Raw genomic sequence first — 15,487 nt, forward strand, 5'->3', positions numbered from 1 at the left:
GCTGCGTTCGTCGGCCGACTGCGGGGCGCATGCGTCCTCAGACACCCCGACTCGTGTTCATGGTGGTCGCCGACATCAGCCGAACCCTCGTGGCGTACGGCGATCGCCGGCCCGGAATCCGGGCGTACCAGCAGGAGGAATGCGTGCCCACACCACGTACTGGAGCAGTCGTCGCGGCGGTCGCCGCGGCCACGGTGCTGTCCACCGCCACGGCCCACGCGGACACGTATGTGCCGCTGCCCAACGGCGAGAAGCAGGTAGCTACTGCAGGCGAGTTCAGCGTGAAGCTCCGCTCGACCAACAACCACGCGAAGATCCTGCCGTCCCTTGCGACGGCACAGACCCGCACCACCTGGGTGTCCTCCACGGGTTCGGTGGACGTGAAGGGTGCCGGCAAGGACGTCGACGGCACTCTGAACGTCTCGCTCATGTCGGGCTGCCAGTTCCCGGGCGCAATCGGTGCGTCCCTCGGGGTGACCGGGCCCGGGGCCACTGCCGGCACCGGCAACCTCCTCGGTGACCCCAGCCCCGAGGTGGGCGCGTCGCTGGGCGGTGTCAAGGGTGGCCTCGATATCCCGCTGTCCCCCGGCACCACCAAGGGAGTCACCGGTAACACCAAGGACTACCCGTGGAGCAGCGTGCTCGACAACGTCTCCATCAAGAAGGACGGGACCTACAACGTCTCGGTCAAGGACTACGACGTGAACTTCGAGAACTGCAGCGGCTACGCGCAGGCTCGGGTCGTCACGTGGGTGGAGCTCAAGGGGAGCAACCGAGTCCAGGGATACCTGTACGGCAAGCCGTTCAGCTTGGGCTGACGGCGGTTTCGCGAAGCTGACGCGCGCCCACCTGTCGGGCGCATCATTCCTCGAAGGGGACATCATGAAGAAGATCGTTCTGCGCGGCGCCGCCGCCGCCGTGGTCGCCGGAACCGCCGTCGCGGGTCTCGCGTCCGGCGCGGCCGATGCCGATACGTTCATCCCACTACCCAACGGATCCGTGACACAGCGGATCGGTGGCGGAGCCATCACGGTGACCGCGACCGGGCAGTCGGCCAAGCTCTCGCCGGGCATGGTCGCCTTGCCGAGCACGCGCAACGCGTGGGTCTCGGGCACCGTCCGGGCGACCATCAAGGGCGCGAAGCCTGGAAACGGGACGATCCAGGCCGGTTATGTCGTCGGATGCCAGGTCGCGATCGGCGATACCAACATCAAGCTCGGCGCGTCGGGTGACTCGGGCGTTTCCATCAGCAGCGCCGACGGGGCGGCGGTCTCGCCCAAGGGCGAGGCCACATCGTCGGGTTCGATGGAGCTGGAGGCCGGCACGATCGGTACCCAGGCCCTGACCCTCGACAAGCCCAAGTTCCCGAAAGCGGGCGACGAGTTCAACCCGTCCAGCCCCGACTCGCTGGGCTGGCAGAAGCCTTCCAGCAGCTTCGATTTCGATGGTGACTCGGGCTCGCTCAGCTGGTCGGACACCACGATCGGAGTGGACGGCTGCGCCGGCTACGCCCAGGCGCGGTTCTACGCCTACGTGACCGGCCAGGTCGGCAATTCCGAAGGCACCGCGGTGCTCTGGGGCAAGCCCTTCACTCTGGGCTGAATCCCGGGTGTCTGCTCGTCCCCGGTGGTGTGGCACCGGGGACGAGCGTGGGGGGCGTCAGGCCACCGGCCGCGCCGGGCGAGCCGGATCCTTTGGCGCGCAGCGTGGCTCGATCCTCTCCGCCGTAGTACGCAGCGCCATCGCGATCGCCGATCTGATGCCGGTGCGTCTCGGAGGAGGTGGCCTGCGCGCCGCCTCGTCGTACAGGTCTGCGACACGTGCATACGCGGCTGCCGCAACAGGATCCGCCGTCAGTTTCTGAAAAGTCCGGTACTCGCTCATATTTCGAGTAGACACGCGGCCTCGGTGTGGGTTCCAATGATTTAGATGAGACCGAAAGCGTCGCGGTGTTGACCTACGTCCTGGACGTCGCGGACCTATCCGACGTCCGGTTCGTGCTGTCGCCGTTGAACGAAACAGTGTTCAGCCTGTTCCATCTCGCGCGTGCGCATCGGGAGGCTCAGCACCTCGCAGCGTGGCGCGTCGCAACAGAGGCTCGGCGTGCCGACTACGACAGCGCGCTGATCGCCGCGCTCGTGTCCCCGTCGGGTCGGCAGGTGCCGGACTTCCTCACCCCGTTCGGGGCGACTGTGTCGATGCGTCCCAGCCTCGATGACCAGCTCGCTGCGGTGGCGGCGACCGAGATCGCCACCGTCGAGCGCGAACTCGGGGACCTCGCCGAAGGGGGGCCGATGAACTCCCTGCTTGCGCGGCTCCTGGATGGGGGCGACGCGGCGGCCCGTATCGCGGAGGCGCTGGAGGGCTACCACCGAGCGGCGGTCGCGCCCTACTGGCCCGCGATCGACCGGATCCTCGAGGCCGACATCGCATACCGGGGGAGGGAGATCGCGATCGGTGGCCCGACGCGCTTGTTCGATTCCCTCACTCCGCGCGTCGCGTGGAACCGCGACGGAACCCTCTCGGTCGACGTGTCGTGCGGCGGCTCCTCCGGTCGGGTGGAGTCTGCCGGGCGTGGGCTCACGCTGCTTCCCAGCGTCTTCGTCGGTCGGGTGACTACCGCACACGACCGCATCCGTACGGTGCCGCACATCGGTTATCCCGCAAGGGGTTCCGCTACACTCCACGACAGTCCGCGTCCCGCGGTGTCCGACGCTCTTCCCCGCCTGATCGGTGCTGCTAAAGCCGACGCTCTGGCTGCTCTCGACGATCCCCTCGCCGTGGGGGAACTCGCCCGCCGGCTGGGCGTGTCCGCCTCGGCGATCTCCCAGAGCTTGAAGGTGCTGCACGCGAACGGGTTGGTCGAGCGCGCTCGGCACGGTCGCGCGGTCGTGTACCGCCGCACCGCCCTGGGTGACGCGCTGGTAGCCCACTAGGGCTGCCCTGGATCGCCGCACCAGCGGTGCCGTGCGGTCCTGACCGTAGCGATCCACGGGCAGGCAGGCCGAACGCCTGTCACCGTTCCGAGATATGGGGGACGCAGTACGGGAGCCGTGTGGGCTTCGACGAGCAGGAGCCGGGTCCGACGGTGGCGGCCCCGCGCGCGGCTATCGGTCGTTGGCTCCGCCGCAGCGCTGACCGCCTGGTATCTGACCGGTCGACTCGCATAGCCCTGCAGGCCGTGCACGGCCGTGAACCATCATTCGCGTCGGGGCGGTGACCGCCCTCGGATCGATGCGAACCCGCACCTTGCGACTGGGCCGGCGGCGACCTCGGACACCGAGTCGCTCGCGCCTGCCTCGACCGAGAGGATCGACGCGATTGAGTGATCGGACCGAGACCACGATGTTTCAGCGCATGTTCGACGCCTTGGTGATCGGGGTGATCGCTCACGATCGCGAAGGGCGGGTGGTATACGCGAATCAGGCGTTCGCGGACCTCCTGGGGTACTCACTGGACCGCGCGCGGCTGCTGAGTGCCCACGACGTCATCCACCCCGGCGACAGGGAACACCGCGACGCGCAGGCTGTGGACCTGTTCTCCGGGGTGACCGCGGGAGCGGTCGTGCATCGTCGCCTGCTGCGTGCGGACGGCAGTGTGATCCGGGCCCGCGTGCGGAAGAGCGTTGTCGAGCACCCCGATGGACGACCTTTGATCGTCGTCCAGATCGAGGCGTGGTCCGATGTCGGCGATCTCGAGCACAAGGTCAGGCACGACCACCTGACCGGGTTGCTGAGTCGGCACGGCTTCGAGATCGCTCTGGCCGCCACCTATCCCCGCCGCCCCACCTTCCTGGCCATGATCGACGTCGACCATATGAAGTCGGTCAACGACTCGTACGGTCACGTCACGGGGGACGCGCTACTGGCGGCGATCGCCGCCGCGTTCGCGACCGCGCCTCTGCCGGGCGCGTTGTTCTGCCGTTGGGCGGGTGACGAGTTCCTCGCCTGCGCGCCACGTTCGACGGCGATCGCGGACCCCGGCGAGTTCGCCCGACTCCTCCACGCGGCCGCGTCGACGCCCGCCGACCTGCCGGGCGTCCCGCATCCGGTCACGCCCAGCGTGTCGATCGGCACCACTGTCTACGATCCCGCGGCGGGCTCGATGTCGGACGCCCTTGCGCGAGCTGATCTTCAGATGTACCGGGGCAAGCGCCTCTGATCGCGATCAGGCTCAGGCGCGGCGAAGAAGGCGGGGTGTCGGCGCGGCCCGAACATCGCCCCGGGAGTCTCCTCGTCCGCCTTCAGCCGTCCTTTCACGTCCATGCAGCGACACCCCCGTGGTGCGAACACGCACCCCGCCCGGTGGCGGAGCTTGTGGTGCCGTCGCGGCAGATCGCCCCCGAACGTCCACTCGAGCCGCTGCCGGCCCCGATGCCGGAGCCGCCGCTTCCACCGCCTCCGTAGGCCGGGGCGGGCGGTGTATAGGGCTGGGTATACGTGGTGGGCGGCACGTACGGCGTGCCGGTCGTCGGGGCAACGTACAACCGGGGCGCATCAGTGGTCGTTCTCGGTGCGGGAACCGGGGTGCGTGTGGCTGTGTCTCGAATACCTGCGACGCCGGTCGGGCCGGTCGCCTCAGTCGTAGTGGCCGGCGTCGTCGTGGTTGTGGGCGCGGCGGAGATCGTCGAGACCGTTTCGGTGGCGCTGACTGTGACCGTCGAGGTGATGACCGTCGTAGTGGTCGACGTGGGGCCCACCAGGCTGTTGACCGGTTCGGGCTTCGTCGAGGACGGCATCAGGATCACGCCCACGACCGCCAGCACCGCGGCGATCGGTCCGCCTACCTTCCACCGCGCGACGCGCCACACCAGGATCGCCCCGAGAAGGACCAGCACGACTCCGAGCAGCAGACCGGCGAGTCTTCCGGCGAATCCGGTGCCGCCGACAAGTCCGCTGAGCGCGACCAGGGCACCGAGCACGATCAGCGCCCAGCCGCCGAGTTTCGCTGTGAGGCCGGGCCGGGTACGTCCGCCACCGGGCGGTTCCGGTGGCTGATAGGGAGCTGGGTGTGACACGGAGACCTCCAGGGCCGCAGGGCATTCGGATAGGTGAGACGACCCGTGCCGTGCGAGGATGCGGCCGGGCTACCAGGGGGTGGTGATAAAAGGCGAGTTCAGCGGCGCTACTCGCAGGCGATCCCGTCGCCGTCGCGATCGAGTTTGGGCGCGTATCCGGCTTGGCCTCGGTACAGCGGCGCCGCACCCGCTGCTCGGACGGCGGAGCAGTTCGCGAATGATCGTCCGCCCGTCGATGGCGCGACGCGGACCGGTGCGACTCGCTTCGGCGCAACCTTCTTCGGCGCAACCGCACGCTTGGGTCCGGCAGCGCTCCAGCGGTAGTGGCCACCGATCCGTTGGCATTGGATGCGCACGCCGCGGTAGGTCGCGATGTGGCCCCGCTCTGAGGTTTTGCAGTAGCGGCCGGGAACAGCTGGAGCGGCGTCGGCCACAGCGGCGGGGGCAAGAGCCGTCACGGTGACGATGGACGCGGCGACGGCGGCGATGCGGAATCGGGGATTGGGCATTGGTTTCACCTCAGAGTTCGATGGATCGTGATGGGTGGAGCGTCTATTCGCAGGCGATTCCGTCGCCGTCGCGATCGAGCCTGGATGCGTAGCCCGGGTCGCCGCGATGCAGCGGTGCGACTCCGGCGGCGCGGGCCGCAGCGCAGTTCGCGTATCCGCCCGACGGCGCGGTAGCCGCGGGCACCGAGGCGGACGGGGTGGGCGAGGGGGTGGTCGGTTGCGGCTTCGGGGCTCCGGCCGCCGGGGCGGCGATCGTGGGCGCCTCGGCGGCGTTACAGGTACCCAGGATCCGGCCGATCGTGTTCGCCTCAGGCCGTGTCATCCACAGCCCGTAGGCGGCCTTCACGTCGACCTGGCGCTCGACGTAGGTGCACCAGTAGCCACGGTTCTCGGGCAGCCAGGTCGCGGCGTCGCCGTCGCCTTTCTGCTGGTTCGCCGACCCGTCGACCGCTTGGAGGTTGCGGGGATCGTTCGCGAACTCACGCCGCTTCTCGGCCGCCCACGACTGCGCGCCCTTCTGCCACGCGTCCGACAGGGCCACGAGGTGGTCTATCTGCACCTTCGACGACGTCGCCGAGCCCTGCCGGAACTCGATCGTCTTCCCTGTGTAGGGATCTCGGAGTGTTCCGGTCAGGACCTTGCAATCGTGGGTGCCGGCTTTGAACGTGACGTCGACGAGGTCCCGCTCGAGGATGTCGTTTCTGGTGTCGCACCCGTTGTGCCCGCCCGATACCGCGACGTCGTCAGACCACGCCTGCCCGAACTCGGCGCGGCTGTAGCCGGTCTTCGGGGCACGTCCCTTGACCGGGATCCGATTGAGCTTCTGCATCGCCACAGCGGCTGGATCGGTGGCCGCAGGGGCAGAGCGTGCCGCCGCCGGGATGGTCAGCGCGATCATTGCGAATGTCACCGAGACGGTGACGAGACTCTTCCCCACCGGCGCAGCGTACGGCCGTTGTATGCGTGTACGGAAGTTCCGTATGCAAGTTTTGTTTATGCATGCTGAACTGCACTGATTGCACTTTCATAATGCGTACGGTAAGCACCGATCAGGCAAAGGAATATGACGCCGCCGCAGTCGGGCTACGTGGCCCGGCCGCGCTCGGTCCCGCACTCTTCAGTGGTGAGCACGGAACCGAACCCGGGGGGATCAGGGCAAGGCGTCCAGGGCGGTGAGGATGTCGGCGACCTCGGTGCGGGTGGTGTAGTTGGGGTGGACGTCGATCCAGCGGATGGTGCCGGTCGTGTCCACGACCGCGACTGTGGGCATGGGGAGGCCGTAGCCGCCGTCGGCGTTGGCGTCGGGCAGATCGAGGCCGACGGTGCGCTGCGCGGCTCGGGCGTCGTCGGTGGGTGCGGTCAGCACGCCGAGCGCGGTCGCGACCTGGTTGCCGGGATCGGACAGCACAGTGAAGGACAAATCGTTCTTCTGCTGCGTGGTCAGGGATCCGTCGGGCTTCTGCGGGCTGATCGCCACCAATGCGGTGCCACGTTGTTGCAGGGTTGGGGCCAGGTCCTCCTGGTAGGCGCGCAGGGTCAAGTTGCAATACGGGCACCAGGCGCCGCGGTAGAGCACCACGACCGCCGTGCGCCCGGCGATGGTGTCGGCCAGTGTCGTCGATGCGCCGTGCACGTCGAGCAGCCGGGCGTCGGGCAACTCGGCACCAGGCGTCGCGACACCCGCGGGAAGCCCCCGAGCGTCCAAGCCCGCCTGTTCGGCGCCGAAGGCGGCGAGCACCTCGTCGGGCATCTGTCCCGCCATCCCCCGGTGCAGTTCATCGACGCGATCGGAAATGGTGGCGTGCTGGGCATCAGCGGTGGCCATGGGGCGGTCCTTTCGTACAGGCCGGGTTGTCGCTCGGTGGCGTTCGGCCGTCGGGTCATCAGTGGGACAGCCCGAGCCTGGTCCGACTAAAATGGAGTGTCAACTCCAAAAAAGTGCGACGCGGAGATCGATCGTCCGGTGTCGACGCCCCGTTATTGTGGAGTGGACACTCCAACTTGCCGGAAGGGTGACGAGATGCCTGCTGCCGCTGTCGACGGACTCACTCCGAAAGGCCGTGCGACCCGCGAACGTATCGTGGCGGCCGCAGCCGAGCTGATGTCCCAGCGCGGTGTGGCCCGTACCACCATCGAAGACATCCAGGAAGCCGCCGCCATCAGCACGTCGCAGATGTATCACTACTTCGCCGACAAGGCTGATCTCGTCGCAGCGGTCATCGACCTCCAGACGGACCAGGTACTGGCGGTCCAGCATCTCGGTCTCGATCGATTGGAGAGTCTGCAGGACCTCTACCGGTGGCGCGACATCATGGTGGATATGGTGCGTGGTCTCGGCTGCGTCGGCGGTTGCCCCATCGGGGCGTTGGCCAACGAACTGGCCGAGATAGACCCTCTCGCCCGGGCCCGATTGGCCCGCTCATTCGCCCAGTGGGAGAAGATGATTCGCGACGGGCTGATCGCCATCGCAGGCCGCGGCGAACTGCCTCAGGGAGCGGATACAAACCAGCTTGCGTTAGCGATGCTGGCCGCCGTCCAAGGTGGACTGCTGCTGAGTCAGGTCCGCCGCGACACCGCACCCCTCGAGGCGGCGGTGAACGCCATGATCGAACATCTCGCTCGACTCGGTGTGCGGTAGTCGCCCGACCTGATGGCCGGGAACCACGGGGCTCGTGAAGTGGGCACGAGAACGCGGAGCTCGACCGGAGCGATCTACCCGACGTGGTCCGGTCAACCGAACAGTTTGAGCGCCGTCTGCAGAGTCTCGACGAGTCCGTAGACGAGGGGGATCCCCACGATCAGCCAGCTGATCGCGATCGGGACGATGTACCTGTTGGTCGGGCGCGGTGTCGATTCGGTCACGGTGTGTCGCCTCTCCGGTGGTCGGGTGGGAGTGGATTCGTCGTACGGGCCGGTCATCCACGGTGTGCGGCATCGACCGCGTCGACGACGGTTGCCTTCTCGGTCCAGCGCTCGGACACCGGGCGGATGAACAGGTTCGCCACGAACCCGAGAGCGAGGATGCCGACCATGATGTACAGGGCCGTGAGGTAGTCGTGCGCACGCAGGGTGCCCGGTGTTCCTTGGGCGTCGAGCACGGTGTTGACGATCAACGGGCCGAGTACACCGGCTGTCGACCACGCGGTGAGCAGCCTGCCGTGGATGGCGCCCACCTGGTAGGTGCCGAACAGGTCACGCAGGTAGGCGGGCGCCGTCGAGAAGCCGCCGCCGTAGAAGGACACGATCAGCGCGGCGAGGATCACGAACAGGGCGGTCGTCGTGTCGCCGACGATCGACAGCAGTACGTAGAACACCAGGCCGCAACCGAGATACATCATGTATGTCCGCTTGCGCCCCAGGCCATCCGACGCCGACGACCAGACGATCCGTCCGCCCATGTTGAAGATGGACAGCAGGCCTACGAAGCCGGCCGCTGTCGCGGCGCCGACCGGGGCGTTGGAACCGCGGAAGAAGTCCTGGATCATCGGTGAGGCGTTCTCCAAGATGCCGATGCCGGCGGTCACATTGCACAGCAGGACCACCCACAGGAGCCAGAACTGCGGCGTCCGGAGTGCATTGTTGGCAGAGACGTTGGCCGTCGTCACCATGGCCTTCGTGCGGACGGTCGACGGGTCGAAGCCGTGCGGCATCCAACCTGGTGCGGGGACCCGCACCAGGAACGTGCCCAGCATCATGAACGCGAAGTAGGCGATGCCCAGCGTGAGGAGCAGGAGCGACACCGCGTGCCGGGTATCGGTGACGAGCGTCGCGAAATGGTCGGTGGCCGCTGCGGTGGCGCCGGACCCGTGTGCGGTCTCGGCCGCGGCGGTGAGTGCGGCCGTGGACGGCGCACCGTACGCCGACATGAGGCTGGTGCACAGCGGGGAAGCGACCAGGGCGCCGCCGCCGAATCCCATGATGGCCATGCCCGTGGCGAGACCGGGGCGGTCCGGAAACCATTTCATCAGCGTCGACACGGGGGAGATGTAGCCGATCCCCAGGCCGATGCCGCCGATCACGCCATAGCCGAGATAGACGAGCCACAGTTGCGTCGTTGCGACACCGAGCGACGCCACCAGGAAACCGGTGCCCCAGCAGCATGCGGCGGTGAACATCGCGCGCCGCGGCCCACCCCGGTCGACCCAGGGGCCGAACACCGCGGCGGACAGCCCGAGTACCACGACCGCGATCGAGAAGATCAACCCGATAGTGGTCTCCGACGCATGGAAAGTGTCGATCAGCTGGGTTTTATAAACGCTCGTCGCGTACACCTGACCGATGCAGATGTGCACGGCTAGCGCTGCCGGTGGGACCAGCCACCTGCTGTAGCCTGCCGGAGCGACTGAGTGTTGCCGGTCCAGGAACGATAGTGCGGGCACCGCCCACCCCTTCCGAAGGGATTGCTCTCACGCTGACAGATGCAGACCGCGGATTTCGGGACGCTGGGCCCCGAGTGCCCTTGGGCCGGTTCGCTACCGCCCCGGATCGAAGAACATGCGAATCACCGTGATTCGCCCACCGTGTCGACGAGTGCTGCGGGTCTCTGCGGCGTCGGCGGTAGGTGCGAGTGGGCCGGCGAGCTCATCGGTACTCGGCATTGTTCCCCTCGATAGGGCGGTCTCCCCGCAATTGCGGTCGGAGCATCCAGGTCAGGATGGTGCCGAGAGTCGCGTCGCATGTGGTATCCGCCGACCTTTGTCCGGCCGCACACACAAGATTGGGCGTCCGTGAACGGCCCGGCGCCGCAGGCCGCACAGCGCCGGACCCGCTCGACTGTCGAGGCGTTCGGTGCGGTGCCCGATCAGTGATCGTGCCGATGATCGACCGGTGCTCCTGCTACGACCTATTACGACGGTCCGGTCGCGAGCTCACCCAGCCGAGCGCGCACAGCTGCACGGCCGCCACGGAATGCCTCGCGCAGTACTTCGCCGCGCGATTCCAGACGGCCCACTCGCGGGCTGTCGTCGGCAGGGCGGATCGACACCACGGTCGGGTTTTCCACTGCTTGGTAGGCGTCCAGCCGACGGTCGTCCTCGACAGAGCGCTCGTTGCGGCTGAGGTAGGCGGCCCGCAGTTCCTCGGTCCAGCCACGAAACCCCGTGGCAACCAGTACTCGGCTGGACGTCGTCGCGCTGTCCTGCCCGGGAACGTCGATCGCCCGCTTCGACCGCAGTACGAGTACGTGAGTGGCTCCATCCTGTAATGCACGGCGGTACGGGATCGATTCGGCGAGCCCCGCGTCGTAGTAGCTGCTGTCGCCCAGGGGGACTGCGCGGCCAGCGAGGATCGGCAGCGCGGCGCTTGCGCGGAGGGCGCGCTTGAGACTGGCGACATCGACGATCCACGGCGCGAGGTCGACCGCGCGGCCGCTCACTACGTCGGTGGCGAGCGCGTGGAACTCGATCGGGTTGGTGAGCACGGATGCGTACGGCAGGACGAAGTCGTTGACGTAGACGTCCTCGATCAGTTGTTCTACGTCGACGAGGGGGCGTCCACGCAGCAGGTTCCGCCGGCTGATCAGCGCTGTGGCGAACCGGGGATCGGACCAGCCCTCGAGCCCTTCGGGGTGTTCGCTGAGCAGCCATGCCGCTGAGATCGCGCCCGCCGAGGATCCGTAGACGGCGTCGAACGCCGTGGTGAGACCGAGCAGGTGCAGCTCCAGCGCCATCCCGGCCGAGACGGTGCCGCGCATGCCGCCGCCTTCGATGACCAGAGCGACTCGGTGGTCGTCCAGGCGTTGCGTGGGGCGCCCGCCATCGGCGACGCGGGCGGCTAGTACGTCGATCAACGCCGGGTGCTGGCAGGCGGTTTCAGCCATGTCCATGTCCGAGATCCTCTCCCGCCGTTGGGTAGTGATCGCTCATCAGTGTGAGCGTGCAGCTGTTGCGGCAACGTACCCGGATCACATCCGGGTGCGGCAAGCGGGGGTGAGACTGCATGGAGCGAGTAGGCGAGCGTCGGCTGGATTCCGCGACCGTCGTGACCGCAACGCGGCCGCCGCTGTCCTGGAATGAAGAACACAACCTGCGGACGGGTGGTACCTGGGTGGTCCTAGCTGGGATCGAACCAGCGACCTTCCCCGTGTGAAGGGGACGCTCTTCCACTGAGCCATAGGACCGCGCCGTCGGTTCCGATACAGACGATCTCGGAGCTCCGGACGAGCGGAAACATTAACACGGCAATCGATCCGAGCGCCAATCCGCCGGGTACCTGCGTCGACGCGTGCCTTGCACCCGATGCGCACGCAGGGCGACTGCGCCCGCGGCGCCGCGAAATTACACGCACGTAGGTTGACCTGGTGATTTGGTATTCGGGAAGATGTTCACGTACTGTTCTCACTCGCACCGGGAAGGCACGTGAGTGTCCGAGACGGTGCATGCGGATGTAGCGCAGTTGGTAGCGCATCACCTTGCCAAGGTGAGGGTCGCGGGTTCGAATCCCGTCATCCGCTCGGAGTGAGCTTACCGTGGCGGTGTGGCCGAGTGGTGAGGCAACGGCCTGCAAAGCCGTGCACACGGGTTCGATTCCCGTCGCCGCCTCCAACACACTCAGCAGCTGAGTTGAGTGGAGCTCACGACGGACGGGCGCGATTAGCTCAGTGGGAGAGCGCTTCCCTGACACGGAAGAGGTCACTGGTTCAATCCCAGTATCGCGCACCAGCAACGAAACCCCCTGTATTACAGGGGGTTTCGTGCTGTTCGGAGTGCGTCAGCACGGTAGATGACGAGTCTGCACGAAGCTCTCGCCGCGGCTGAACGAGAGGATCTTGTCCGGTCGCACCTCGAATACGGGAACCGAGCCCGTGTCGACGTTCGGCGCCCGCCCATCGCTCCGGTGTCGGAACCCGTCGTCGTCGACGTCGTAGGGCCAGTCGAGTCGCTCCAGCCACATCCCGGCCAGCTGTTCGAGCACGGCGCGGTCTCGTACTCGCACGGCGCGACCCTCCACTACTACGTCCAGAGCGCTGCGATACGAGTTGGAACCGGTGGTCAGAGTGCACGACGGGTTGCGTGTGAGGTTGCGCCCCTTCTGCTCCTCTAGTCCCGTCGCGAAGTACATGGTGTCGTCCAGCCACATCGCAGGTAGTGGGGTGACGTGTGGCCGGCCGTCGGCGCGCACCGTGCCGATCCAGAACATCTCCGCGTGCGACAGCAGCTCCTCGACCTCCGACCACGGCGTGCCGACCGCACCCGGGCTGCTGAATCCGGAGTGCAGCGTCGACGAGAACCCGGTGTGCGTCATCCGCTCATCATCGCACCGCGGCTCCGGTCTTCGGCCGCATCTAGAGTGGCGGATATGGACGTGCTGACGCTCGCTCGTGCCGACGCCGGTGAACTCCTCACCCTGCAGCGGGCGGCCTATGTCACCGAGGCCCAGGCCCACGGCGATCTGACACTTCCGCCCCTCACCGAGACCCTCGACGAGCTCGTGACGGCGTTGACGGCCGGCGTCACCGCCCTAGGCATCCGGCGCGACGGCCGGCTGGTCGCGGCTGTTCGCCTGGCACCCGCGAGCGATGGCACGGTCGAGCTCGGCCGCCTCGTCGTAGCCCCGGACCTGCAGGGACAAGGGCTCGGGAGCCGGCTGCTCACGCACGCTCTCGACGGTGCCGGTCCGGTCCGGCTGTTCACAGGCGAGCGGAGCGCCGCTAATCTGAGGCTGTATTCGCGGTTCGGTTTCCGAGAGACGCACCGGACCCCGACCGGCAACGGATACGACCTGGTGCACATGGCCCGGGTGTGACGCCCGCCTGAGAGTCGGGTGAGGGTCGTCGCGTTGTGGCGGGACATGGTGGCGCCGACCGCGCCGGACGCGGAAGATGGTGCGGATGACTCCACACGCTCAGACCCCGGATCGCACGATCGCCGGGTACCACGTGCTCCGGCGCCTGGGCAGCGGGGGAATGGGCGAGGTCTTCCTCGTACAGCACCCCAGGCTGCCGCGGCGTGACGCGCTCAAGCTCCTCGACGCGGGCGTGAGCCGTAATCAGGACTTCGCGGGACGTTTCCAGCGCGAGGCGGACCTGCTGGCGCCACTGTCACACCAGAACATCGTCCACCTGTACGACCGGGGCGTCGTCGACGGTCGGTTGTGGTTGACCATGGAGTACGTCGACGGCAAGGACGCGCACCACCTGCTGGCCGAGAACGGGCCCATGCCGCTCGACCTGGCCGCCGACATCGCCGCGGGGGTAGGCGCAGGTCTCGACTACGCATACCAACGGCGCGGGATCACCCACCGTGACGTCAAGCCCGCGAACATCCTGGTCGAGCTGCGGCACGGCCGTGTGGAGGCGGTGAAGCTGGCCGACTTCGGTATCGCTAAGGCAGCGGGGGAGGCGACGTCGCTGACGTCCACCGGCGTGACCATCGGCACCGTCGGGTACATGTCACCCGAGGCGATCGAGGGACGCCCACTCGACAACCGTGCCGACGTGTACTCGCTGGCGTGCACGGTGTTCGAGATGCTCACGGGCAGCCTGCCTTTCACCGACGACACCATGACCGCGCTGATCTCCGCGCACCTCACCAGGGCCGTCCCGCCGATCACCAAGCGGGCCCCGGGACTGCCCACATACCTCAACAACGTCTTCCGGAAGGCGCTGGCCAAGGACCCGGCCGACCGGTTCGGGACGTGTGCGGAGTTCGTCGCCGCGCTGCGCGGGCAGGCCGCCGTCGACGAGCCCCCGCGCACCGCTGCAGGGACGGCGCAGTCGGCGCTCGCCCCGCCGGGGACCGCGGCGCTGCCGTCGCACACGCGTGCCATGGCGCCGCCCGTGCGCGAGTACCCGCCGGAGGCCTCGGCGCGGCACGACCTGCATGCGGGCCAGACTCGCGCAGAGCCGGCGCCACGTCGTCGGCGGGGTCCGTATCTGGCCGCGGCGGCGGGAGCGTTGGTGGTCGTCGTCGCCCTCATCGTGGGACTGACGCTGTGGAAGGGAAACGGGACATCGGGCACCGGTGGAGCGTCCGGGCACGGCTCGGGGGGTGCGGTCACAGCGACCTCGGTGTCGCTCGTTGACTTCAGCCGCAACCCCGACTCGAGCAACCGGATCGACAACGTGCTCACGGGGGAGTCACCTGCTTGGAAGACCGCGAACTATGCGTCCGGCCCCAAGTTCGGCAACCTCAAGGACGGGATCGGGCTCTTGTTCACACTCTCGGGATCGGAGACGGTGACGGGCGGAATGATCACCTCGCCCAGCGCGGGTTCGACCGTGGAGGTGCGGACCGCATCGTCGTCGAGCCTCAGCTCGCTCGACGGAACGTCGACGGTGTGGTCCGGCACGTTGAGCGACGGGGACACGCCATTCACGGCGTCGGGTGCATCGGCGACTAAGTACGTGCTCGTCTGGATCACGGGGCTCGCGGGATCGGGGCGCAACTGGCAGACCGCGATCGCCCACGTGACGTTCACGGGCCGTTCGTAGGATGAGCAACCCCTGTGCAAGCGGATTCCAAGGTCGGGGTGGTGAGATCACACCGTGAACGATGGACAGCCGTATCAGGCCCCGCAGAACCAGGGGCAGCCCTATCCGAACCAGTACCCCGGCCAGCCGATTCCGCGACAGCCTTACCCGGGGCAGTCCTATCAGGCGCCCTACGCGGGCCAGTCCTATCAACAGCCGAGCCAGGGATATCCGAACGGCGGCTACCCGAACCAGCAGTACGGCGGGCAGTATCCGGGACAGCAGCCCGGTGGACGGCCGGGACCGGTCTTCCAGGCCCGCTTCAAGAAGCACACGGGGATGATCATCATTGCGCAGTGGCAGACCCGCACCGTCGTGGGCTCATACGATGATGTCCGGCGCGCGTACCGCGAGGCGCAGACGCATTGCCTCGTGGCCGGCTGGTGGGGCTTCATCTCCCTGCTGATCTACAACTGGATCGCGATCTTCGGGAACATGTCCGAGATGAGCCGGATAGCCAAGCAGGCGCGCGCCGCGGGGCTCCAGGTGTGA

General features: G+C 67.6%; 16 protein-coding genes and 4 tRNA genes. 11 read left to right on the forward strand and 9 right to left on the reverse strand.

Annotated elements, in window-relative coordinates; all coding sequences use genetic code 11:
• Positions 1-29 precede the first annotated feature (29 nt).
• From P0W64_RS00685 to P0W64_RS00700, 4 genes are all read left to right on the forward strand, one after another.
• On the forward strand, positions 30-818 hold the full coding sequence (locus P0W64_RS00685) for an MspA family porin (protein WP_275478123.1): 789 nt from the start codon (positions 30-32) through the stop codon (positions 816-818).
• Positions 819-882: 64 nt separating this feature from the next.
• Positions 883-1,602 carry an MspA family porin gene (locus P0W64_RS00690; protein WP_275478124.1) on the forward strand — a complete coding sequence of 240 codons (720 nt, stop codon included), beginning with the start codon at positions 883-885 and terminating at the stop codon, positions 1,600-1,602.
• A 347-nt stretch (positions 1,603-1,949) separates the two neighbouring features.
• Positions 1,950-2,936 carry a MarR family transcriptional regulator gene (locus P0W64_RS00695; RefSeq protein WP_275478125.1) on the forward strand — a complete coding sequence of 329 codons (987 nt, stop codon included), beginning with the start codon at positions 1,950-1,952 and terminating at the stop codon, positions 2,934-2,936.
• A gap of 385 nt (positions 2,937-3,321) precedes the next feature.
• A complete protein-coding gene (locus P0W64_RS00700; RefSeq protein WP_275478126.1) occupies positions 3,322-4,161 on the forward strand; it encodes a GGDEF domain-containing protein in 840 nt (279 codons plus the stop codon).
• Positions 4,162-4,255: 94 nt separating this feature from the next.
• On the opposite strand, the gene P0W64_RS00705 is transcribed toward P0W64_RS00700, so the two are convergent.
• The 4 genes from P0W64_RS00705 to P0W64_RS00720 form a co-directional block, all read right to left on the reverse strand.
• A complete protein-coding gene (locus P0W64_RS00705) occupies positions 4,256-5,017 on the reverse strand; it encodes a hypothetical protein (RefSeq protein WP_275478127.1) in 762 nt (253 codons plus the stop codon).
• A 107-nt stretch (positions 5,018-5,124) separates the two neighbouring features.
• Positions 5,125-5,526, reverse strand: coding sequence for an excalibur calcium-binding domain-containing protein (locus P0W64_RS00710; protein WP_275478128.1), 402 nt, complete (start codon positions 5,524-5,526; stop codon positions 5,125-5,127).
• Positions 5,527-5,569: 43 nt separating this feature from the next.
• Positions 5,570-6,424, reverse strand: a complete 855-nt coding sequence (locus tag P0W64_RS00715) for a DUF1524 domain-containing protein (RefSeq protein WP_275478266.1) — start codon at positions 6,422-6,424, stop codon at positions 5,570-5,572.
• Between the two features lie 252 nt (positions 6,425-6,676).
• Entirely contained in the window at positions 6,677-7,351 is a 675-nt protein-coding gene (locus P0W64_RS00720; protein WP_275478129.1) for a peroxiredoxin-like family protein, read from the reverse strand.
• Positions 7,352-7,606: 255 nt separating this feature from the next.
• Here P0W64_RS00720 and P0W64_RS00725 point away from each other — a divergent pair, with 255 nt between their 5' ends.
• Positions 7,607-8,164: a TetR/AcrR family transcriptional regulator gene (locus P0W64_RS00725; RefSeq protein WP_275478130.1), complete on the forward strand. Its 558-nt coding sequence runs from the start codon at positions 7,607-7,609 to the stop codon at positions 8,162-8,164.
• A gap of 92 nt (positions 8,165-8,256) precedes the next feature.
• Here the strand turns inward: P0W64_RS00725 and P0W64_RS00730 are convergent, their stop codons facing one another.
• From P0W64_RS00730 to P0W64_RS00745, 4 genes are all read right to left on the reverse strand, one after another.
• Positions 8,257-8,388: a hypothetical protein gene (locus P0W64_RS00730; protein WP_275478131.1), complete on the reverse strand. Its 132-nt coding sequence runs from the start codon at positions 8,386-8,388 to the stop codon at positions 8,257-8,259.
• A 53-nt stretch (positions 8,389-8,441) separates the two neighbouring features.
• Positions 8,442-9,905, reverse strand: a complete 1,464-nt coding sequence (locus P0W64_RS00735; protein ID WP_275478132.1) for an OFA family MFS transporter — start codon at positions 9,903-9,905, stop codon at positions 8,442-8,444.
• A gap of 467 nt (positions 9,906-10,372) precedes the next feature.
• Entirely contained in the window at positions 10,373-11,350 is a 978-nt protein-coding gene (locus P0W64_RS00740) for a patatin-like phospholipase family protein (RefSeq protein ID WP_275478133.1), read from the reverse strand.
• A 222-nt stretch (positions 11,351-11,572) separates the two neighbouring features.
• Positions 11,573-11,644, reverse strand: a tRNA-Val gene (locus P0W64_RS00745).
• 260 nt (positions 11,645-11,904) lie between these two features.
• Here P0W64_RS00745 and P0W64_RS00750 point away from each other — a divergent pair.
• From P0W64_RS00750 to P0W64_RS00760, 3 genes are all read left to right on the forward strand, one after another.
• A tRNA-Gly gene (locus P0W64_RS00750) sits at positions 11,905-11,977 on the forward strand.
• Between the two features lie 17 nt (positions 11,978-11,994).
• Positions 11,995-12,068, forward strand: a tRNA-Cys gene (locus P0W64_RS00755).
• A 42-nt stretch (positions 12,069-12,110) separates the two neighbouring features.
• Positions 12,111-12,185, forward strand: a tRNA-Val gene (locus P0W64_RS00760).
• Between the two features lie 49 nt (positions 12,186-12,234).
• Here the strand turns inward: P0W64_RS00760 and P0W64_RS00765 are convergent.
• A complete protein-coding gene (locus tag P0W64_RS00765; RefSeq protein ID WP_275478134.1) occupies positions 12,235-12,768 on the reverse strand; it encodes a pyridoxamine 5'-phosphate oxidase family protein in 534 nt (177 codons plus the stop codon).
• Positions 12,769-12,822: 54 nt separating this feature from the next.
• On the opposite strand from P0W64_RS00765, the gene P0W64_RS00770 reads away from it, so the two are divergent.
• The 3 genes from P0W64_RS00770 (at position 12,823) to P0W64_RS00780 (ending at position 15,487) form a co-directional block, all read left to right on the forward strand.
• Entirely contained in the window at positions 12,823-13,269 is a 447-nt protein-coding gene (locus P0W64_RS00770) for a GNAT family N-acetyltransferase (RefSeq protein WP_275478135.1), read from the forward strand.
• A gap of 85 nt (positions 13,270-13,354) precedes the next feature.
• A complete protein-coding gene (locus tag P0W64_RS00775; protein ID WP_275478136.1) occupies positions 13,355-14,956 on the forward strand; it encodes a serine/threonine-protein kinase in 1,602 nt (533 codons plus the stop codon).
• A gap of 54 nt (positions 14,957-15,010) precedes the next feature.
• Entirely contained in the window at positions 15,011-15,487 is a 477-nt protein-coding gene (locus tag P0W64_RS00780; protein WP_275478137.1) for a hypothetical protein, read from the forward strand.

The sequence above is a fragment of the Tsukamurella sp. 8F genome (assembly GCF_029167375.1).
GTDB lineage: Bacteria > Actinomycetota > Actinomycetes > Mycobacteriales > Mycobacteriaceae > Tsukamurella.